Genomic DNA, 21,108 nt, shown 5'->3' with positions numbered 1-21,108 from the left:
ATCATTTATATTGGATGTTAACAAGAGCAGCTTCTTGCTCTTTGTGTATTTCAAAAAAGAAATGAAAGGAAATCATATGTATAAATTATTAACTTCTGGACCATTGACGACTTCTGAAACAGTGAAAAATGCTATGCTGATCGATCATTGTACTTGGGATCAAGAATACAAAGAAATTACACAATGGATAAGAAAAAAATTATTGGATCTTGCTCAAGTATCGGAAGGAATATACACAACGGTCTTAATGCAAGGTAGCGGCTCCTTCGGGGTAGAATCGGTATTAAGTTCTGTGATCAGGCCAGAAGATACTGTACTGATTTGTTCAAACGGCGCATATGGACAACGAATGATCAACATGTGCGAATGTCTGAAACTGAACTATACCGTTTATGAGGTATCGGAACATCAAATCCTCCAAGCTCATGTGATTACACAGCTGATTGAAGAGAATCCGTCTATCTCCGCACTAGCAATGGTCCATAGCGAGACTACTTCCGGTATTTTGAATAATTTGGAAGAGATTGCTGCTGTCACACAAGAAAGAGATCTTTTGTTTATAGTGGACGCGATGTCAAGCTTTGGTGGGATACCGATTTGTGTAGCCGAACTAGGGATTGATTTTTTGATTTCCAGCTCAAACAAATGTATTCAAGGTGTTCCAGGCTTTTCTTTTGTACTTGCTAATAAAGCGGAACTGGAAAAACGAAAAAATGTTAGCCGAAGTTTGTCACTTGATCTATATGACCAGTACCGCGTGATGGAAAACGAGAATGGCAAATGGCGTTTCACTTCCCCTACCCATACGGTTTTGGCTTTTCAACAAGCGCTGAAGGAACTAGAGGCAGAAGGAGGAATCGAAACTCGATATTCACGTTATCTCGCCAATAATCATGTGCTACGACAAAAAATGACAGAGATGGGGTTCCAGCCTTTCATTCAAGAATATCAGGGGCCATTCATCACCTCTTTTCTTTACCCTAAGGACTGGCGATTTGATTTTAATCATTTTTATCAGTATTTAAAGCAAAATGGATTTGTGATCTATCCCGGGAAAATCAGCGATCATGAATGTTTTCGTATCGGAAATATTGGCGAGATCTATCCGGAAGATATTTTGGAACTGACAGCAATTATCAAAGACTATAAGGAGAACGTTAATGATTAAAACTGTAATTTTTGATTGGGCAGGAACAACTGTGGACTTTGGCTGTATGGCTCCTGTCCACGCTTTTAGAAATGCTTTTCTAGAAAAAGGAATCCAACTGACTGACAAAGAAATACGCGAACCGATGGGAAAATTAAAATGGGATCATATCCAACAGCTTCTTTCCCTCCCTTCTGTCAAAAAACAATGGATAGCTATTTATGGACAACTACCTCAGGAAAAAGAGGTGGAGGAATTGTATCAACAATTTGAACATTATCTGTTTAAAGATTTGGTCAAGCATTCTACCTTGAAACCCGACACATTGGAAACGATCGAACGGTTGAGAAACGCTGGGATCAATATTGGTTCCACGACTGGATTTAATGCTCCTATGATGACAATCGTAGCAGAAACCGCAAAAAAAGAAAGGTATTCACCAGACTTCATGGCAACTTCTGAAGACGTCGAAGGGTATGGTCGACCGTTTCCTTATATGATCCATAAAAACATGCAGTACTTCAAAAACAAGTCGGTTGATGAAGTAATCAAAGTCGGAGATACGGTCTCAGATATCCAGGAAGGGAAAAATGCCGGAGTGTTGACAGTAGGTGTAATTGAAGGTAGTTCGCTAATGGGGATTTCTTATGATGAGTACCAAAAATTAGAGATGGGGAAAAAGATCGTTTAAAACAGTCTGTTGCTCTTAGATTCCAACAAGCCGGCGCTGATATTTGTGTAAACAATTTAAAAGAGTTAACAGAATACATTTTGTACGCTGACAAGAATCCAGAATGACTTTTATACAAAATAAGAGGTTGTGAAAAAGCTGTCCTGTATCAAGTAATAAAAACAGCCAAGCAAAAATAGCTCCTCATATTTTTCGTTTGGTTAGGCTTATTACCGCAGATGCAAGCTTTTGAACACCGTTTATTCGAAAAAAAAGGGAGCTGTGACACGACTTTTGTCACAGTCCCCTTATTTGCAAACAAACAGTGTTTAAGAGACAACCTCTCCACTAAACGGTGTTCATTCAGCTGACTCTCGATATTTGCTCAAAAAACGATAAAATTTGAAAAGCTATTTTCTCTTTTGTTTCTCTAATACTCGGATCAGAACGCTGATTTCACATTCTCTTTTTCTTACATCTTATCTGGTGCATGAAGTCCTAGCAAGCGAAGGTCTTCTTTCAATAATACAGTCACTGCATAAACTAGAGCTAAGCGTGCTTCTTTTTGTTCATCATCAGCTAAAATCTTCGTATGAGCATAGTATTTGTTGAATGCTTGTGCTAATTTGATTGCATGTTTCGCAATCACTGACGGTTCGTATTTTTCCCCAGCAGACAAGACCGTTTCAGGGTATTTTTGAACTAATTTAACCACTTCCCAGCTGGTATCGTCATTCAATGCATAGTCTGCTGTTTCTGAAGGGACAAATCCTGCTTTTTCCAACAGGCTGACTGCACGAGCATGTGTATATTGCACATAAGGTCCAGTTTCTCCTTCAAATCGAACAACTTCTTCCAGGTTAAAGTCAAATGTATTCAGTCGATCGTTTTTCAAATCGTGGAAAATGACTGCCCCAACCCCAACTTGTTTAGCTACAGCATCTTTGTTTTCCAAATCAGGGTTTTTCTCGCTGATTTGTTCTTTAGCAGATTGGATTGCTTCATTTAATACTTCTTCTAATAAGACGATCTTTCCTTTACGAGTTGATAATTTTTTACCACCTTGCGTGATCAAACCAAATGGAATATGGTGCATGTCGTCAGACCAGTCAAAGCCCATTTCCTTCAAGACAGCTTTCAACTGTTTAAAATGATAGCTTTGTTCATTCCCTACTACATATAGAGATTGTTTGAAGTCGTAAGTACGTTTACGGTACAATGCAGCAGCTAAGTCACGTGTAATGTATAGTGTCGCACCGTCTGACTTCTTAATCAACGCTGGATTCAGGTCATAAGAAGATAGGTCAACGATCTCTGCACCTTTATCCTCGTTCAGCAAATGTTTTTCTTCTAAAAGTTTGACGATTTCATCCATCTTGTCATTGTAGAAAGCTTCACCGTTCAACGAATCGAAACGTACTTCCAGCAGATCATAGATTTTATTGAATTCTTTCATCGATTCATCACGGAACCATTGCCATAATTGAATAGCCTCTTTATCGCCTTCTTCCAGACGTTTGAACCAAGCACGAGCTTCTTCATTTAATTCTGGTTCTGTTTCAGCTACTTCATGGAATTGGACGTATAAACGAAGCAATTCATTGATTGGTTCTGCTTTAACAGCTTCTTCTGTACCCCATTTTTTGTAAGCGACGATCAGTTTTCCAAACTGTGTTCCCCAGTCACCTAAATGGTTGATGCGGATTGGCTGATAACCGATTTTTTCCATAATGAAACCGATCGAATTACCGATAACTGTCGAACGCAAATGTCCCATTGAGATTGGTTTGGCAATATTAGGAGAAGACATGTCGATTGGTACTGTTCCTTGATTCCCGATGTTGCTATCCCCATAATGTTCTTTTTCTTTCACTACTGTTTGCAAAACTTTTTTGCTGATAAGTTCTTTATTCATGAAAAAGTTCAAGTAAGGTCCGACAACTTCGATTTTTTCAAAGTTGGCAGAATCGATTTTTTCTGCTAAATCTGCAGCGATTTGCTGTGGCGCTTTTCGGTAAACTTTTGCTAATGAAAAGGCTGGAAATGCAACATCTCCGTGTTCAGCTGATTTTGGATTTTCTAGTAATTGCTCGACTTGTTCCAGTGTTAAATCATCTTTGACAGCGTCATAGACAGCTTTTGCGACAAGATCTTTATTATTCATCTTTATTCCTCCTAAAGTGTTCCCTTGATTGTTAAACAAAAAAAATCTCTAGCGACGGCATACTTAGTATGCCATCACTAGAGACGAGATTTCCCGCGGTACCACTCCAATTGTCCTAAAAAAGGACCAGCTCCATCTGATATCGGTAGACAACCGTCTGTTTAAAACAGAATTCTCCAAGTGCGCTTCGTTGTATCTTCTTCATTCGGCTTCCACCACTTCCGAATTCGCTAGCCAAGAATGATACAAGTACTCTCTTGTTCAACAAATCTTAGTCTTATTAAACTTTCTTGAATTATATCAGAAAAAAAAACGAAAGGCTAGTCATTTCATAAAAAAACAATCCAGATGGCCTAAAGGAGAAGAAATACCACCTGGATAGCTATAAATCATTTCGTAAATACGAAAGACTTAACAAATTAATCAGCTACGATAATCGTTCCTTCTTCAGAAGCTAAAAGATTCTCGATATTTTCTAAAGAAGTGATGATTGCCTTAGCGTTTGGTTTTGCTTCAACAAATGCAATAGCTGCTTCTACTTTCGGAAGCATGCTTCCTGGAGCGAATTGCTTTTCATCAATGTATTGTTTCATTTCTGAAACAGTAACAGTTTCTAATTTCTTTTGATCTGGTTTTTGGTAATTGACATACACATTGTCTACTCCTGTCAATACGATCAGCAAATCCGCATCGATGATTTCGGCTAATTTTTCTGAAGCAAAATCTTTATCGATTACGGCTTCTCGTCCTTCTAATCCAGTAGCTGTTTCTACAACAGGAATCCCACCGCCACCAACAGAGACTGTGATAACTCCTTGATCGACCAGCGTTTCGATGACACGTGCTTCTTTAATCGAGATGGGTTTAGGGGAAGCGACTACTTTTCTCCATCCACGTCCAGCATCTTCTTTGAATGTCACAGTGGAGTCAGCATTCATTTGTTCTTTGGCTTCTTCTTCCGTGTAGAATGGACCGACTGGTTTACTTGGATTTTTGAATGAAGGATCATTTTCATCCACAATAACTTGAGTGACTAAAGAAACCACATCTTTATCGATCCCTTTTTCCTTCAGTACTTCGCCCATGGCGTTTTGTAACCAGTAACCGATAGATCCTTCTGTCATTGCAACACATGTATCTAAAGGCATTGCCGGTGTTTTCTCAGAATCAGCAGCTTGCTGCTGAATCAATAGGTTACCGACTTGCGGACCATTTCCGTGGGAGATGATCAATTCATCTCCTTGTTCGATAAATTTCACTAAATACTTTGCTGTTTCCATTAACGCTTCTTGTTGGGCTTTTGCACTTGCATCCGTAGACAAGATGGCATTGCCCCCTAAAGCGACAACTACTTTTCGTTTGGCCATTTCATTCGTCCTTTCTTCAGTTCTACCGAATTTTCTAGATAACAAAACGAGCCAGCGTTTTGTGATTTTCCCTCAATGCTGACTCGTTTTTTCGTGAGATGAATGTGGTTATGCTTAAACGCGAGGGATAAACAAGTTACCTAATGTTGCTGCCATGATCGCTTTGATTGAGTGCATACGATTTTCTGCTTGGTCAAATTGACGAGCATATTTGCTGCGGAAGACTTCATCTGTTACTTCCATTTCAGTGATGCCAAAGCGTTCTTTCATTTGTTCACCGTAAACAGTGTTTGTATCATGGAAAGCTGGCAAGCAGTGCAAGAAGATCAAACGATCTGTGTTGTGTGTTTTTTCTACCATTTCCATATTGATTTGGTAAGGTTTCAACAATTTGATACGTTCTTCGAATTTATCTTCTTCACCCATTGATACCCATACATCAGAATAAAGGACGTCTGCTCCGTCTACACCTTTATCAACATCGTCGGTAATCATCAATTGTGCACCGGATTTTTCAGCAAAGCCTTCTGCCATTTTGACGATTTCTTCTTCAGGTTGTAATTCTTTTGGTGCAACGATACGCATATTCGCTCCTAAAATTGCACCTGTGACTAATAAAGAGTTAGCCATATTGTTTCGACCATCTCCGCAGTAAGCAACAGTGATACCTTCTACTGTTCCAAAGTTTTCTTGGATAGTTAAAAAGTCAGCGATCATTTGTGTTGGATGCCATTCATCAGTCAAGCCATTCCAAACTGGAACACCAGAGAATTCTGCTAGTTCCTCTACCATTTTTTGACTGAATCCACGGAATTCGATTCCGTCAAACATACGTCCTAGTACTTTAGCTGTATCTTCTGTGGATTCTTTTTTACCTAATTGGATATCATTTGCACCTAGATATTCAGGATGTGCACCTAGATCGATCGCTGCAGTAGTAAATGCAGAACGAGTACGTGTAGATGTTTTTTCAAATAAAAGCGCAATATTTTTTCCTTCTAGATAGTGATGTGGGATACCACGTTTTTTCAAGTCTTTCAAGTGTTCTGAAAAATCGATCAAATATTGTAATTCTTCTTTTGTAAAGTCTTTTTCTGCTAATAAGCTTCTTCCTTGGAATACTGATTCTTTCATATTAAACATTCTCCTTTAGATTGTTTTTATTTAAGATTAAAGAGGAAATCCCGACGGCAGCTGACAGTAAGACTGCCGTCAGGAAACAAATTACTTCAAGTCTTCACGGACAAGTGGTTGGCTCATGCAGCGTGGACCACCACGACCTCGTGACAATTCACTTGAATTGATTTCTAACACTTTGATGCCATAGCTACGAAGCAATTCGTTCGATACATAATTTCGGTTATAAGTGACTACAACACCTGGAGCGATTGCCAATGTGTTTGATCCATCATTCCATTGTTCTCGAGGTGCAACGATCTCATCTCCATTACCAGTTGGGATCAGTACAAGATCATCTAATCCAAGAGCAGCTTTCATCGTTTCGTGTAAGTTATCTGAATGAGTAATCTTGATATCATCACCATCTGGTTCGATTGTAAAGACATCCATCTTACCGTCTTTACTTTGAATTGCTGGATGGATAGTGAATTTATCGTGATCTACCATTGTAAATACGGTATCCAAATGCATCATTGCACGGTTGTTCGGAATTTTGATTGCCAACACTTTTTCAAATCCTGAATTTTTTGCGAATAGGTGGCGTGCTAATTTTTCTAAAGCTTTCGCATTAGTTCGTTGAGAAATCCCAACAGCTACTACTTTATCGCTTAAGATCAATTCGTCTCCGCCTTCGATATGATCTGGATTTTCACGATCCAACCATACTTCGATTCCTTTATTTGCAAATCTTGGATGATGTTTCAAAATATATTCTGTAAACATCGATTCACGACGACGTGCTTCAAAAGTCATCTTATTGACTGTCATCCCATTTCCCATTGATGCGGAAGGGTCGCGTGTAAAGTACAAGTTTGGCATTGGGTCCATGTAAAATGGATAGTCATCGTCTGCTGACAGATCATATAGACTGCTAGAACGTACTTCGATATCTTTTGTACGAACCCCAGCCATGATTTTATCTACCATTTCTTGCGTTTCCATTGATAGAAGGAACTCATGAAGACCCTCTCTTACAGCATTCGATGCAATATGAGATTCATCCAACATTTTATTCAAGAATTGTTCTTTGACATTGCCTGCGTCAATCGCTTCTGCCGCTAATTTTTCCAAGTAAAGAGTCTCGACGCCTTCATTTTGCAATGTCTTCGCAAAGTTGTCATGTTCTTCTTGAGCAATCGGAAGATATGGAATATCATCGAACAACAGACGATCCATAATATCTGGTGTCAAATTTTCCACTTCTTGTCCAGGCCGTTTCAGTAAAACTGTCTTTAATTTCCCTATTTCAGAGAAAACGTGAATAGGTTTATCCATGTTGTGTTGCCTCCTTCTTTTTGATTACATGTATAGGATATCCTCCTTTTGTAATCACTTTCATAATTTTGTCTCATTCAAAATGAGACATTCCTCACATTAATATTCGATAATTAAATAATTAAACGTTTTTCTATTTTTAAGCGTAATTTATTCATTTTTTATTCTGTATACACTTTCAAAAAAATATTTATTCATTGAAAAAATTTTTTTGAATAAATTAAAAAAATAAATTATATTAGCGTTGTTAGCGTTTACTATATGTATTATTGTTGTTTTTTATACACAAATCATTCGCTTCAAAACAAATTATTCAATACCATTGTATATTTTTTACATAATAACAAATTATATTTGTAAAGTATTAAAACTTGTTTCTAATGTTGGTATGTTAAAACTTTACAAATTCTTTAAAAAAAGTGACAATAAATATAGTGAACAATAAGGAGAGGACTTTTTAATGCGTGTTAATAAAATCGATTTTCACTTTTCAAAACTCAGATATCAACCTGATTTTGAACATTTCTCGGATGAAGAGTTCCAACAGATCAAGGAACATACTGTTCTTCGTTCTTATAAAAAAGGACAGATCCTTTTCGACGATGGTGATCCCAGACAACGGTTGTATATCTTGACCAAAGGACTCGTTCGTTTAGAACGTTATGATGAAAGTGCAACTTATTACTACTATGACTATGTGAATACAAATAACCTTTTTCCTATGTCAGGAATGTTTGGAGAAGAGACCTACACTTATACAGCTCAAGCGATGACTGATATTGAAACATTCTACCTTCCTGTTTCCTACTATGAAAAATTAGCACGAAAAAATCCCGAACAGTTGATCTATATGATACAAAAAATTTCTAAAGTAGTTGAAATACATGAATTGCGTATCCAAATCGGATTGACCTCTAGCGCCTTTGACCGGGTAAAACAAAATTTATTCATTTTGAAAGAAGAATTGGGCGTACCAACAAAAGATGGTCATATCACCATTCCTTATCCGATCACCTTAAAAGAATTAGCAGTGAATAGCGGCACGACACGTGAAACTGCTGGACAAGTAATCAAACAACTACGTGATTCCGGGCTGTTAGATTATGACAAAAAGCGTTTTACTTTCTGTAAGACAGCTACTACTCCAGCTATGAGAGAATAACGCGAACAAAAATAAGCAGTGACCCTGATAAATATCAGGGTCACTGCTTATTTTCCTCCCTAAAACTTCTGAAAGATCCGGCAGTTTTAGATCACTGGACAAGACTCAAAGATTTTCTATGTGTGTTTCAGTTATGTAATATTCACTGTTTGCAAAAAATACTGTTAGATTAACTAGATGAAGCGTCTTGTCCTCATCCGATCTAGATTATTCGATATTCCTCGACAATAAACGATTACTCAGTGAGGGCAATCAGAGGAACGGATAATGATAAATAAGCTGTAAAAAATAGCAAAATAACAATAATGATTAAAAGTATGTAAAAAATAGGGCTTTGACAAAAACGTGTCACAGCCCTATTTCGATTAAACGGTGTGTACCTGTCAACTCTTCGGTCACAAGTCATAATGTTCATAAACATGAGGAGCTGTTTTTTGAAATTGTTCCTTGTGAATCAGAGTTAAACGACAGGCTTACGAACTCTTGATTAAACGGCGTTCAAAAGCTTGCATACGCGGTAATAAGAACAGCCAGGTCAAAAACATGAGAAGCCGTTTTTCCTGGGCTGTTCTTATTACTTGATGCAGGGCAGCTTTTTCACAACCTCTTTATTCAGATAAAACCAAGCTTGGATCAGCATTCAACTGATAGCTAGCAAAATTTCTTTTTTGCATTTCCACATGTGCTGCTGCTCCAATCATTGCAGCATTATCTCCACAAAGTCGAAGAGGGGGAATCACTAGTTCTACCTCAGGGAGTTTAGTTGCCAAAGCATCCTGCAATCCTTCACGCAACCCTTGATTGGCCGCTACACCTCCAGCTACAATCAGTTGCTTGACTGGATAATTTTGACAAGCTCGAAGTGTTTTAGTAATCAATACATCGATCACACTTGCTTGAAAGCTAGCTGCTAAATCATTTTTGTCTAGATCTTCTCCACGCTGTTGTGCATTATGCACCAAATTGATAAATGCACTTTTTAATCCGCTAAAACTGAAATCATAATTATCTTCATGGATCATCGCTCGCGGAAAATGGTAATTATCTTTTCCCTGATGAGCTAGCTGATCGATTTCTTTTCCGCTTGGGTAAGAAAGACCTAATACTCTTCCAACTTTGTCATAAGCTTCTCCTGCTGCGTCATCTCTTGTCTCCCCAATGATTTCATATGATCCATCTTCTTGCATATAGACTAATTCTGTATGTCCTCCGCTAACAAGAAGTGCCATCAATGGAAACTGGAATGGTTTAACCAGACGGGCTGCATAGATATGCCCTGCCATATGGTTTACAGGAATAAGCGGCAATTGGTGTGCCCAAGCAAAAGCCTTAGCTGCAGAAATACCAATCAGCAACGAGCCGACAAGTCCTGGTCCATAAGTGACAGCGACTGCCGATAAATCTTCTGCCGACACACCAGCTTCTACCAGTGCATCTTCCAAGCATAAGGTGATTTGTTCTACGTGATGGCGGCTAGCTACTTCAGGTACTACGCCACCAAAACGTTTATGACTGTTTATTTGAGAAGCAACGATGTTAGATAAGATTTCTGTTCCATTTCTAACGACCGCTACACTCGTTTCATCACAACTTGATTCAATCGCCAGAATCAATTCTTCATTCATTTCATCGTCTCCGTTTTTAACTTTCTGCTCATAATGATCGCATCTTCCGTCGGATTGCGATAATATGATTTCCGTTTACCTAATATACGAAACTTTTCTGATTCATAAAGTTTTCTTGCTGCTTCATTAGATAGACGTACTTCTAAAAAAACATGCAGCGAATCTTTTATTTGTTCCGTAATCAGTAATTGTAACAAATGCCGTGCATGCCCTTTTCCTTGTTCTGAAACTGCAACAGCAATATTTGTGATCTCGACTTCATCTATTACTTTCGAGTATCCAATAAAGCCACAGATCTGGTTATCTTCAGCTAAAAGCAGATAATCAGAGTGAGGCTGTTGGATGTCTGCCAAAAACTGCATTTTCGTCCAAGGTGAACCATGTGGATAAGCATTTTCGCTAATCATCCATACGCATTCTGCCAAGTACGCTTCATCAAAATCTTTTTTTCTGCAAATCAACTAATCTCACTCATTTTCTAAAAGTTTTATCATATCCAACGCATCTTCTTTTGTTTCAGTGTAATATCTTTTTTTGATCGTTGTTGCTTGAAACCCCAATTTCCGATAAAGTCTTTGTGCATCTTGATTACTCATACGCACTTCTAATGACATCGTCTCACAGCGATTCATTATAGCAAAGTTCTCGATTTCGTCAATAAGCAGCGAACCGATTCGTTTACGCTGATATGCCGGTCGAACGGCAATATTCGTGATATGGCAATCTAAACCGAACGCTCTTGAACCGATAAAACCAATCATTCTTCCATTATCAAAGATACCTAGATATAGATGAGGAAGCGGTGACTTCAATTCTGATATAAAGGCACTTTTTGTCCATGGCAATTCGCCATTATAGACTTCTCGTTCGACATCCAGCAGCTCTTTGATATCTTCTGTAGTCAATTCTCTTAGTACGTAACGACGATCGATTTGTTCGACTGTTTTTTCTGTATAAATCATTTTATCTTGAAAAAAGCTTCTGGCATACGCTCTAAATTTTTTCAACATAACTTTCGTCTCCAGGTGTGTGCGTCTCCAACCATTTTTCTTCTGCTTCTACTCGTTTTAAATAGCGAGGAAGAAAAGCTTGTTTCTCTGCAACTGGTTCAACTAAAGCACCTAATTGAGCCACAGTTACACCACTTGGAATATCCCATGCTGGAACTGTATTAATCATCGCACTAGGCAATATTTCCTTTATTTCAGAGAAGAATTTGTGACAATCACTCCCGACGAAATAAATAGCTTCATTCAGCTTTTGTAGTTGTGTGAACAAATCAGAAGCAGAAATATGTACATCTTCAAGTACAGTTTCTAATCTATTTTCTTTCCAGCGGTATGCCCCAGCGTATACATTTTTTCTTCGAGCATCAAACATGGGCACAATAATATTATCCACACCGATGCAATTAGCCGCGATGGTTTTCAGACTAGATACTCCTACTAGCTCTTTATCTAATGTATAAGCAATCGTTTTTGCTGTCGTTACACCTATACGAAGCCCTGTATAAGAACCGGGACCATCAGAAACCGCGATTCGGTCAATGTCTTTTGGACTTATTTGAAGATCTGCAAACAATTGGTCGATTGCAGGCATCAGTGTTACACTGTGGTTGCGTTTGATATTTGTTTGTATTTGTCCAAGAATTTGTTCGTCTTCTACCACACCGATCGCCAAAGTTTGGTTTGCAGTATCTATTCCTAATGTAATCATATATTTGATCCTTTCTGCTATGACATTCTCGCCTTCCATTGTAGCATACTTTTTTATTCTGAGGATGAAAATACCAAAGGCAAAACTAGTACAATAATACATGATTATCTGCTGGCGGGCAAATTTTGCCCCTTCCTGAAACAAAAAAAAGCTGCGGTATCACTCCATTTTCCCACAGCTTTTCCATCTTTTATTTCGTTGATTCTCGAATAATCAACTCTGTTTCCACAATAATCTTTCTTGAAACCGGTGCTTTGGAATTACTTAATTGAAGAATCGTCTCCACTGCTAGCTCTCCCATCCATTCGGTATAAACTTTTACAGTAGAAAGCGAGGGCGTTACATATTTCGCTACACTGACATCATTGAAGCCCATCACAGAAATATCTTCTGGTACCACTAAACCTTTTTCTTGAATCGCTTTCAGTGCGCCAATCGCTAATGCATCATTAGCTGCAAAAAGCGCATCAGGAACATGCGGATTCGTTTTTAAATACTGCTTCACTGCTTGATATCCTGACTCGACAGAAAAATCTGCTTCGATAATTGGACCTTCGTCGTAGCCTTTTTCTGCCAAAACTTGTTGAAATGCCATAATTCTGGGATCTTTTAGCCGCTGATGGTTTTTCTTCGTATATTCTGTTCCAGCAAGCATAGCGATATGTTGCGCTTTATGGGAGACAAAGTGTTCAATGACTTTTTGAACACTTGACTTAAAGTCGACAACTAGAGAGTCGATTCCTTGAGAAGTGCCGTCAGAATCTACCAAAAGCAAGGCATTTTGGGATCCTTTCATTTCTAATAACTGAGCTTCGTCGAATTTTCCTAGTGCGATCGTTCCATCTGCCGGAAGATCACTAATGGAATCCCACGTTTCTTTCAATAAAGTAACGTTTGCTTCTTCTGCCTTTTTTTCGATTCCTAGGCGAATAGATAAATAATAAAGATCTTCAAGCTCTTCCGTATCGTCGTACCACTGGATCAGGCGAAGCGTTTGCTTAGTATTTGCTGCATTTTTACGATGTTTCGTATAATTTAAGCGTTCTGCTGCTTCAAAAATTTTTTGCTTTGTGGCTAAGCCAACGGAAAGATCAGGATCATAGTTGAGAACTCTTGAAACAGTAGCAGGAGAAACTCCTGCCAACTGCGCAATGTCTTTAATTGTTGCCATTTGTCTCTCCTCCTTTTTTACGTTTATAAAATCGCAGTAAATCGTTCAAACGCTGCCTGTCCTTTTTCATCTCGCTTGAATACTCCAGCGTCTTCCAGTACACGTGCAAAAACCTGACCTACAGATTTTTGTACGACATCGGTGACCGTATCTTTCGTCAAATCAGGATGTTCTTTTTTTAATTGTTCTGCCCACGGACGATGATATTCAGCCATCTGGTTTTCTTCTCCTAATAAGAAATGCTCTACTTCTACTAGTTCTGGTTTCAAACGAGGTGGTAAAACAGCAAGCCCCATTACTTCGATCAACCCAATGTTCTCCTTTTTGATATGTTGGACATCTTTATGTGGATGAAAAATCCCATCAGGATGTTCTTCTGAAACATTGTTGTCTCGAAGGACAAGGTCCAACTCAAAGTAATTGTCCCTTCTTCGTGCAATTGGCGTAATCGTATGGTGTGGTGTACCATCTGCTGAAAAAGCTCTGATAGATACTGTTTCATCCGAATATGCTTTCCATTTTTCCAATACTGAGTTAGCTGCTTCAATAAGCAAGTTTTTCTCTGTTGATTGCAAACGGATCACAGACATCGGCCATTTCACGACTCCTGCGATGACTTGCGGATAATCTTCTAGTTTGATAAGTTTTTCTATCGGTGCTTTTGCCATAGGAAATTCATGACGTCCTGCCTGATAATGATCATGAGAAAGAATCGATCCTCCAACAATTGGTAAGTCAGCATTCGAACCAACAAAGTAATGAGGCAAGACTTCAGTAATCCGAAGCAGTCTAGCAAATGTTTCCTTTGTGATTTTCATCGGGCGGTGTTGTTCTGATAAAATGATCGAATGTTCATTGTAATAAGCATAAGGGGAATATTGGAATCCCCAGCTTTCACCGTCTAGATTCATTCGAATAATCCGGTGATTGGTGCGGGCTGGATAGTTCAAGCGACCTCTATATCCTTCGTTTTCCATGCAAAGCATGCAGGTAGGATAGTCTACTTTTACCGCCTCGCGTTCTGCTGCGATTTGTTTTGGATCTTTTTCTGGCTTAGATAAATTGATTGTGATTTCCAGTTCACCATACTCCGACTCTGCCGGAAATTTGATGTTTTTTGCGATGGCTCTTGTTTTGATGTAGTCATTTTTCTTACTTAAATTAAAGAAATACTCAGTTGCTTCCTCTGGGCTTTTCGAATAGTGCTGTGCAAAGAATGCATTGACGACTGAAGGTGGCGGTGTGAGAAAATCCATTAATTGCGCTTCAAAAATCTCTTGTTCTGCTGGCAATTCTGAAAGAACACCATTTTCTCTTGCCTTAGCGACAAGCTGATCCAATAAGTCTACAGATTCTTCCTTAACTGGTCTTACTTCAATGCTTTCTAGAGCATCTTCTCCTACCATCCCTAAAAGACGATTCTGTAAATATAAGCGGTCCATTTCCATCCATCCGCCAGCTTCGATCGCAAGTGTGGCAAAATCACAAATCGTTTGACTGATTGACATATCTCATTCCCCTATTCTTCATAACCATTTGGATGGCTGACATGCCAATCCCATGCTGTTTTGATAATCGCTTTGATATCTGTGTATTCAGGTTTCCAGCCCAGAATCTCTCTCGCTTTTTCACTTGAAGCGACTAATCGGCTAGGATCTCCAGCTCTTCTTGGTGCTATTTCTGCTGGAATTTCTTTTCCTGTCACTTCTCTAGCTGCTTCTAGCATTTCCTTGACTGAGTATCCTTTGCTGCTGCCTAAATTGAAGAAGTTGCTTTCATTTCCTTCTTTCAAGTATTCCAAAGCTAAAATATGTGCAGCAATCAAATCTTCTACTTGAACATAATCTCTGATACATGTTCCATCTGGTGTATCATAATCGTCTCCATAAACAGCCAAGGCTTTTCTTTGACCAAGAGCTACTTGTAAAATGATTGGGACAAGATGCGTTTCTGGTGTATGATCTTCTCCGATAGATGCATCTGCTTTTGCTCCGGCTACATTGAAGTAGCGCAAAGCGACATAGCGCATGCCATATGCTTGGTCACACCACTTCATCATTTTTTCCATCATCAATTTACTTTCACCATACGGATTTTTAGGATTAGCTGGTGTATCTTCTGTGATTGGAGACTCTTTCGGCTCTCCATAAGTTGCTGCAGTAGAAGAGAATACGATTTTATTCACGTTGAACTCGTGCATGACTTCAAGTAAGATTTGCATACCGTATACGTTGTTGTTGAAATACATCAATGGTTTTTCGACAGATTCTCCTACTAAAGAGCTTGCAGCAAAATGGATTACTCCTTCAATCGGTTCCTTTTCAAATACGGAACGTAGAAATTCTTTATCCCGGATGTCTCCTTCATAAAAATGAGCATCTGGATGTACTGCTTGTTTGTGACCTGTGAGCAAATTATCTACCACAGCTACTTGATACCCCTTTTGAACTAGCTGGTCTACAGCGTGCGAACCGATATAACCGGCTCCGCCTAGTACTAAAATTGTCATAAAAAACACTCCTTTGATTAGTAAAATTGTGTTTGTTGATTCTATATAATTTAAAAAACGAAGTTTACTTTTATGGTGAAAACAAACAAAGTAAAATTTCGTAAATTCATATGGTAAATTTATAATAAAACATTTAGTAAACATTTTCAAGGATTTTTTGCAAAGGTTTACAAACAAACGTAAAACTAGCCTTTTTTTCTCTTTTGTTCCATAATAGATATAACAAATAATAAATGAGGTGGATTCAATGAAAAAATTTGTATCTGGAATATTAGTAGGAAGTCTGGCAACAGCCGCTGCCGTTGCTGGTTTGGTTGCTTCTGTGAAAAAAACAGTGATCGATCCAATTGACGAAAAAGAAGCAATGATCGAAGAAAACCGTAAAAAAGCAATGCGTAAACGCGTTTCTCGTTAATAATTATTTAAAAATACGCATGAAGACTTTCTAAAAAACAGATAAGTCATCATGCGTATTTTTATTTGTCAGTCAATATAAGTTGTGCTATTTTATCTGCCTGTCTCAGATTCCATGGATCTGTATAAGGTCTAGCTACTGCTGCAGTTAGCCAATCCACACCTTCAACAGGTATTCCATAGCAATAAAAGTCAGACTGGATTTCCCCTGAAGCATCAATCACGCGATTCGTACCTCGCTCAACATCTATAGCTTCTGAATGATAACTTCCTGTATTATCTGAAAATGAAAAAGGGCGAACAAGTTTGTTTTCCTTCAAATTTTTTATGACAGGATTACTTGAACGAGAAAAGCTTGTTTGTGGCAATCGAGCTTCAATCAAATAGCGACTGCTGATTTCTTTATCTTGTAGAGAAATAACATAGCGGTTGTGCTTTTGCTGAATATCAAATGGCGGTTCGATCAAATGAAAAATACCCGCATCTATCAGTGCTGCTAATTCTTTCGTCCGAATGATTGGCGGACCGATCGTTAAAAAGCTATTTAGATGAGTAAACCATCCCCATAGTATTTCTTTGTATTCCTTAGCAGAAAAAACGTGCCATTCAATAGCCTGCCGGATTGGATCACGCCAGTCTTTTAATGCATCAAATGTTGAAGCAAATGCTCCTGTGCAATTGCCTTTTTCCGCTTCTTTTATCTGCCCTTCAATAAATATTCGGCTAGCTTCTGAAAAGGGCTCATTCTGATAGGCAAGAGGAGTTTCTAAATACGACCAATCCCATCTATAAGGGATTAGTGCTGGATGCTTTCCGAGACACTCCTCTGAAGAGAGGGAGAGAAAATCATGCTCAAAATTTTTCTTTGGAATCGGCAAGTGATATTCTTCGATGATTTTCTTGTAATAAAACAACTCAACGTCTTTTTTCAGATAGTCAAAAAATGTTTCGCCAGTCAAAAATCCCGACTGATGCCATTGCTCCAGGTTTTCTTTTGTTAGTAACCGTGGCCATGCCATTGCTCCGCCTTGCTTTTGATTTCTTCCTCGAGGGTAATAAGGGAGCCCCCTTCTTGATCCACTGTATACAATCGGTTCCTTGCCTGATGGATGATAGACCAGTTTTCCCTTTTCGTTCTCGAAGCGCCCTCCTCTTGATACTGTAAACAATCCGACATAATCAAAAAAACTTAAGCCTAGACCTCTTAAAAAGACATTTTCTTTAGGCGGTATCTTCGAAAGATCTACATCTGCAGGATTAGAAGGAAGCTGATACAGTAAAACATTTTTCTTTGCGTAGTCTACCCACACTCTTTCTTCTTCTGTCTCATCATTTTCCCAGTGACCGCTTGCTAAAACAAGCTGATCGATAGAATAGCTTTGCTGATCTGTCTGTAAAAGATAACCATCTTTTCTTTTGCTTACTTTTTTTACTAAAGAATAAACAAACTGAATAGAAGCTGGAAATTCTTCTTGCAACTTTGAGAAAAACCAGCGTTGATAGAGTCCGTATAAACATCGAGTAGATTGCTGATCTTTTTCCAGACGATTGATTTCTTCTATAATTAGTTGCTTATTTTTGGTTACCGTCTGTTCGATATAATCTGTAGCAGGTCCTTTACTCCATTGAAACAAGTTGGGTCCCTGTGTTACCAATCCTCCACTGGACAATGTTTCATCTGTAAAAAGCGTCACTTGTTGAGAAACAGAATTCATTAATAACTCCGGTGGCTGATTCAACCGCCAAACTCGACCTCCAGGACCATTGGGATCGAAAAGAAAAAGTTCAAGAGAATGTCTGTCCTGATTATTATGGAGAATCCTTTCTGCTACACTTAATCCTCTAGGTCCGGCACCAATGATCCCTATTTTCATTTGCATGCCTCCATTTCGATAAATTTTTTCAATAAAACAGCATGGTTCTGATGTTCATTTTTTGCACCATAAACAAAAGTAATGACTGGATGTTCTTTCATAAGTTGACTGAGTTTAAAAATAGCTTGCTTCTTTTCTTCTTCGAAAATCAATTCTTGCTGGTATTTCTTTGCAAATGAAGCAAATCGTTCTGGTACATGGTCAAAAGTTTTGCGTGCTTCATTACTAGGTGCAATTTCTTTCAACCACAGATCTAACTGCGCTTTTTCTTTTGAAATTCCTCGTGGCCAGAATCTATCCACGAGTATTCTATAGCCATCCTCTTTTTCAGCATCAAGGTAAACACGTTTTAATTTGATCATAGTTGTTTCCTTCTTTCTACCTTTTCGCTTAGCTTATATATGTAGATAATAGCACAAAATAAAAAAAATGAACGGCACAACTATCCATTGCGCCGTTCATGTGATCTTGGTCAAAATCTAATGATTGATTCGGTTTTTAAAGCTGTCATACAATCATCTGTTTTATACTTTTTTACTTTTGATTTTTCCAGACCATCCGTCATATCCACCCTTAAGTAAATAAATCTCTTGATAACCTGCTTTACGTAATTTATTTGCTGTACGGATGCTCAAACTTTTCTTTTGATCGTAAATATAGACAGGCTGGTCTTTTCGAATAGATCCTAATGAATCTTTCAAAACAGTGTAAGGGATGTTTCTTGCACCTAAAATATGCCCAGCATCAAACACATCTTTTTCGCGAACATCGATTACTTGTGCTTTTCTCATTCCTTCTCGAAATTCTTCTTCTGTCAAAGTCGTTGCTGAACGTTTGGCCATTACTCGTAGATAGACTTCCCAAAGGATGATTGCAAGCACAATCAATAGCAAAATGATATTAATTACCCATAAAACCATGTAATGCCTCCGTTTTTTTAAGCAAATTTCAAGGCTAATGAGGCAGCACCAATGACACCAGCTTCATTACCAAGCTCTGCTAATTTGATTTTTGTTGATTCTCTTACTTGCGGGAAAGTAAATTCTTTAAAATATTTCTCTACACGGCTACGTAAAAATTCTCCTGCTGCCGATACTCCTCCACCTAACACGATACTTGACGGATTTAATGTATTCCCCAAGTTTCCGCAAGCTAAACCTAAGTAGAAGCATACGCGATCAACAACCATCAATGCAAACGGATCGTCTTCTTGAGCCATTTCAAAGATATCTTTACTTGTTACTTCTTCTCCGTTGTCTAGCATTGCTTTCAGTTTTGAATCCCCTGCGTATTCTTCTGCCAAGAAACGACCTAGGCGTACCACACCTGTAGCGCTAGATACAGTTTCTAAACATCCGCGTTTACCGCAAGTACATTCGAACCCTTCAGGATCCACAGTGATATGTCCGATTTCTCCTCCAGCTCCGCTCACGCCGTGAATCAAATTTCCGCCAGCAACGATACCTCCGCCAACACCTGTTCCTAGAGTAACGAATACAACGTCTGGATCGTTTTCTCCAGCACCTTTCCATCGTTCACCTAAAGCAGCAACATTCGCGTCATTATCGATAGCGAATTTGATTCCTGTTCCTGCCTCGATCAGTTTTTTCACAAATTGAACTTCTGTCCAGTTTAAGTTATACGCACCAATAACCGTTCCAGCTTCGCTGTCCACGCTTCCTGGGGTACCCATGCCGATTCCGATAAAGTCTTCGGCTTTCATATTATATAAATTCAAACGATGATTGATTGATTCAATGATTTCAGGAACGATATGCTTACCATCATCCAAAATATTGGTATCGATGCTCCATTTTTGCTGAATCTCTCCTTCTGGTGTTAAAATTGCAAATTTTGCTGTTGTTCCACCTAAATCAATCCCAATAATCTTCTTGTCCATTACAAATTTCCTTTCTTTCGGCTTTCTTCAATTCGGTGCTCTCTTTTTAATATGCGCCACGCTGTCATGTATGTATCATGATCAATCAAACGGCTATCATACAGATTACGCAATTCGATAGTCATTAATTCAATGTCATAGATGCGTGCACCCACATAGATAAAGATGCCAAATTTTTTGAACAGCTGCTGTACATCATATAAGCTCTCCATCTTTAAGCACTTCCTTCATATTATACAAGTAAACCATATTTTTTTAAACCCAGTAAAATACATATTACAAAAAGAAATACAAAAACTAGTGTAGAAAGAATCCTTTGGTGTATCGAATAGCTTGTCTGTTGTTTCGGTAGACCCAAAACATTCCCTAACACTAATCCGCCAATTAGCCCACCGACATGTCCCCAAACATCTACAGAGGTATCCAGAAGACCAAAAACAAATGTCAACACAATAAATAAAAGAAAATGTCTGACTAGCTGCTGGATCGCTGGGTTATGTTTAAAATGAAACCCTAAGATAAACAACGCACCGAACAAACCGAATATCGAAGTACTTGCACCACCAGACAGAACATTCGCTTCGTTAAAAGCAAAGCTTGCTGTATTTCCCATTATCCCGCTGAACATATAAATCAAGAAAAAACGCCAATGGCCATAGATTGCCTCGATTTGCTGCCCCATAAAATACAGTATCAGTGAGTTCATTACGAAATGCATCAGTCCAAAATGGATGAAGATTGGTGTCACTAAACGCCACCATTCATTGAAGTGAACAATATAAGGACCATACATTCCGGCATAATAAGGGATCTCAAGTCGCGGAAATAATTCCATCATGAGGAAGACCGCTGTCTGTATCCCTAAAAAAGCATAGGTCCATAACGGTCGTCTTAACCATGCACGCAATTTTATTTGCTGTTGATAATTCATGAAA

20 protein-coding genes and 1 pseudogene are annotated in these 21,108 nt (G+C 38.6%); 4 read left to right on the top strand and 17 right to left on the bottom strand.

Features of this window, described 5'->3' with window-relative positions; translation table 11 throughout:
• Nucleotides 1–76: 76 nt before the first annotated feature.
• Together phnW and phnX are read left to right on the top strand one after the other, a co-directional pair.
• Complete coding sequence (gene phnW / locus DIZ30_RS07460) at nucleotides 77–1,168, top strand: 2-aminoethylphosphonate--pyruvate transaminase (RefSeq protein WP_002326915.1); 1,092 nt, start codon at nucleotides 77–79, stop codon at nucleotides 1,166–1,168.
• Nucleotides 1,161–1,945: pseudogene (gene phnX, locus DIZ30_RS07455) on the top strand (phosphonoacetaldehyde hydrolase). Before phnW ends, phnX begins: the two are co-directional and overlap by 8 nt.
• A gap of 344 nt (nucleotides 1,946–2,289) precedes the next feature.
• Here phnX and argS read toward each other — a convergent pair.
• From argS to arcA, 4 genes are all read right to left on the bottom strand, one after another.
• Nucleotides 2,290–3,981, bottom strand: coding sequence for an arginine--tRNA ligase (argS, locus tag DIZ30_RS07445; RefSeq protein WP_109023166.1), 1,692 nt, complete (start codon nucleotides 3,979–3,981; stop codon nucleotides 2,290–2,292).
• Nucleotides 3,982–4,400: 419 nt separating this feature from the next.
• Complete coding sequence (arcC, locus tag DIZ30_RS07440) at nucleotides 4,401–5,348, bottom strand: carbamate kinase (protein WP_002288434.1); 948 nt, start codon at nucleotides 5,346–5,348, stop codon at nucleotides 4,401–4,403.
• 114 nt (nucleotides 5,349–5,462) lie between these two features.
• A complete protein-coding gene (gene argF / locus DIZ30_RS07435) occupies nucleotides 5,463–6,482 on the bottom strand; it encodes an ornithine carbamoyltransferase (protein ID WP_002288437.1) in 1,020 nt (339 codons plus the stop codon).
• Between the two features lie 90 nt (nucleotides 6,483–6,572).
• Nucleotides 6,573–7,802, bottom strand: a complete 1,230-nt coding sequence (gene arcA, locus DIZ30_RS07430; RefSeq protein ID WP_002288439.1) for an arginine deiminase — start codon at nucleotides 7,800–7,802, stop codon at nucleotides 6,573–6,575.
• A 460-nt stretch (nucleotides 7,803–8,262) separates the two neighbouring features.
• On the opposite strand from arcA, the gene DIZ30_RS07425 reads away from it, so the two are divergent.
• A complete protein-coding gene (locus DIZ30_RS07425; RefSeq protein WP_002288442.1) occupies nucleotides 8,263–8,964 on the top strand; it encodes a Crp/Fnr family transcriptional regulator in 702 nt (233 codons plus the stop codon).
• A 608-nt stretch (nucleotides 8,965–9,572) separates the two neighbouring features.
• On the opposite strand, the gene tsaD is transcribed toward DIZ30_RS07425, so the two are convergent.
• From tsaD to galE, 7 genes are all read right to left on the bottom strand, one after another.
• Nucleotides 9,573–10,589: a tRNA (adenosine(37)-N6)-threonylcarbamoyltransferase complex transferase subunit TsaD gene (gene tsaD / locus DIZ30_RS07420; protein ID WP_002293887.1), complete on the bottom strand. Its 1,017-nt coding sequence runs from the start codon at nucleotides 10,587–10,589 to the stop codon at nucleotides 9,573–9,575.
• Nucleotides 10,586–11,050, bottom strand: coding sequence for a ribosomal protein S18-alanine N-acetyltransferase (rimI, locus tag DIZ30_RS07415; RefSeq protein WP_002288445.1), 465 nt, complete (start codon nucleotides 11,048–11,050; stop codon nucleotides 10,586–10,588). Before rimI (DIZ30_RS07415) ends, tsaD begins: the two co-directional genes overlap by 4 nt.
• A gap of 6 nt (nucleotides 11,051–11,056) precedes the next feature.
• Nucleotides 11,057–11,599: a ribosomal protein S18-alanine N-acetyltransferase gene (rimI, locus tag DIZ30_RS07410; RefSeq protein ID WP_002288446.1), complete on the bottom strand. Its 543-nt coding sequence runs from the start codon at nucleotides 11,597–11,599 to the stop codon at nucleotides 11,057–11,059.
• Nucleotides 11,583–12,305: a tRNA (adenosine(37)-N6)-threonylcarbamoyltransferase complex dimerization subunit type 1 TsaB gene (tsaB, locus tag DIZ30_RS07405; protein ID WP_002343909.1), complete on the bottom strand. Its 723-nt coding sequence runs from the start codon at nucleotides 12,303–12,305 to the stop codon at nucleotides 11,583–11,585. Before tsaB ends, rimI (DIZ30_RS07410) begins: the two co-directional genes overlap by 17 nt.
• A 190-nt stretch (nucleotides 12,306–12,495) precedes the next feature.
• Nucleotides 12,496–13,476 carry a LacI family DNA-binding transcriptional regulator gene (locus DIZ30_RS07400; protein ID WP_002288449.1) on the bottom strand — a complete coding sequence of 327 codons (981 nt, stop codon included), beginning with the start codon at nucleotides 13,474–13,476 and terminating at the stop codon, nucleotides 12,496–12,498.
• A gap of 23 nt (nucleotides 13,477–13,499) precedes the next feature.
• Complete coding sequence (gene galT / locus DIZ30_RS07395; protein WP_002288451.1) at nucleotides 13,500–14,984, bottom strand: UDP-glucose--hexose-1-phosphate uridylyltransferase; 1,485 nt, start codon at nucleotides 14,982–14,984, stop codon at nucleotides 13,500–13,502.
• 11 nt (nucleotides 14,985–14,995) lie between these two features.
• Complete coding sequence (gene galE / locus DIZ30_RS07390; RefSeq protein ID WP_002288452.1) at nucleotides 14,996–15,985, bottom strand: UDP-glucose 4-epimerase GalE; 990 nt, start codon at nucleotides 15,983–15,985, stop codon at nucleotides 14,996–14,998.
• 247 nt (nucleotides 15,986–16,232) lie between these two features.
• On the opposite strand from galE, the gene DIZ30_RS07385 reads away from it, so the two are divergent.
• Complete coding sequence (locus DIZ30_RS07385; protein ID WP_002288457.1) at nucleotides 16,233–16,400, top strand: DUF3042 family protein; 168 nt, start codon at nucleotides 16,233–16,235, stop codon at nucleotides 16,398–16,400.
• 61 nt (nucleotides 16,401–16,461) lie between these two features.
• On the opposite strand, the gene DIZ30_RS07380 is transcribed toward DIZ30_RS07385, so the two are convergent.
• The 6 genes from DIZ30_RS07380 to DIZ30_RS07355 all read right to left on the bottom strand — a co-directional run bounded on the left by DIZ30_RS07380 (nucleotide 16,462) and on the right by DIZ30_RS07355 (nucleotide 21,104).
• On the bottom strand, nucleotides 16,462–18,273 hold the full coding sequence (locus DIZ30_RS07380; protein WP_002288458.1) for an FAD/NAD(P)-binding domain-containing protein: 1,812 nt from the start codon (nucleotides 18,271–18,273) through the stop codon (nucleotides 16,462–16,464).
• Entirely contained in the window at nucleotides 18,270–18,635 is a 366-nt protein-coding gene (locus DIZ30_RS07375) for a DUF488 domain-containing protein (RefSeq protein ID WP_002288459.1), read from the bottom strand. The genes DIZ30_RS07380 and DIZ30_RS07375 overlap by 4 nt, the downstream gene beginning before the upstream one ends.
• Before the next feature lie 162 nt (nucleotides 18,636–18,797).
• Nucleotides 18,798–19,193 (bottom strand): rhodanese-like domain-containing protein, encoded by a 396-nt coding sequence (locus DIZ30_RS07370; protein WP_002288461.1) that lies wholly within the window; start codon nucleotides 19,191–19,193, stop codon nucleotides 18,798–18,800.
• A 17-nt stretch (nucleotides 19,194–19,210) separates the two neighbouring features.
• Nucleotides 19,211–20,173: an ROK family glucokinase gene (locus DIZ30_RS07365; protein ID WP_002288462.1), complete on the bottom strand. Its 963-nt coding sequence runs from the start codon at nucleotides 20,171–20,173 to the stop codon at nucleotides 19,211–19,213.
• The gene (locus tag DIZ30_RS07360) at nucleotides 20,173–20,385 is read right to left on the bottom strand and encodes a YqgQ family protein (protein ID WP_002293902.1); all 213 of its coding nucleotides are present in this window, start codon (nucleotides 20,383–20,385) and stop codon (nucleotides 20,173–20,175) included. The genes DIZ30_RS07365 and DIZ30_RS07360 overlap by 1 nt, the downstream gene beginning before the upstream one ends.
• A gap of 20 nt (nucleotides 20,386–20,405) precedes the next feature.
• Nucleotides 20,406–21,104, bottom strand: coding sequence for a rhomboid family intramembrane serine protease (locus DIZ30_RS07355; protein ID WP_098188976.1), 699 nt, complete (start codon nucleotides 21,102–21,104; stop codon nucleotides 20,406–20,408).
• Nucleotides 21,105–21,108: the final 4 nt, after the last annotated feature.

It is taken from the genome of Enterococcus sp. H57, from assembly GCF_003112495.1.
In the GTDB taxonomy this organism is placed as follows: Bacteria; Bacillota; Bacilli; order Lactobacillales; family Enterococcaceae; genus Enterococcus_B; species Enterococcus_B faecium.
Note: the sequence above shows the minus strand (reverse complement) of the source record. Positions and strands in the feature narration are given on the sequence as shown.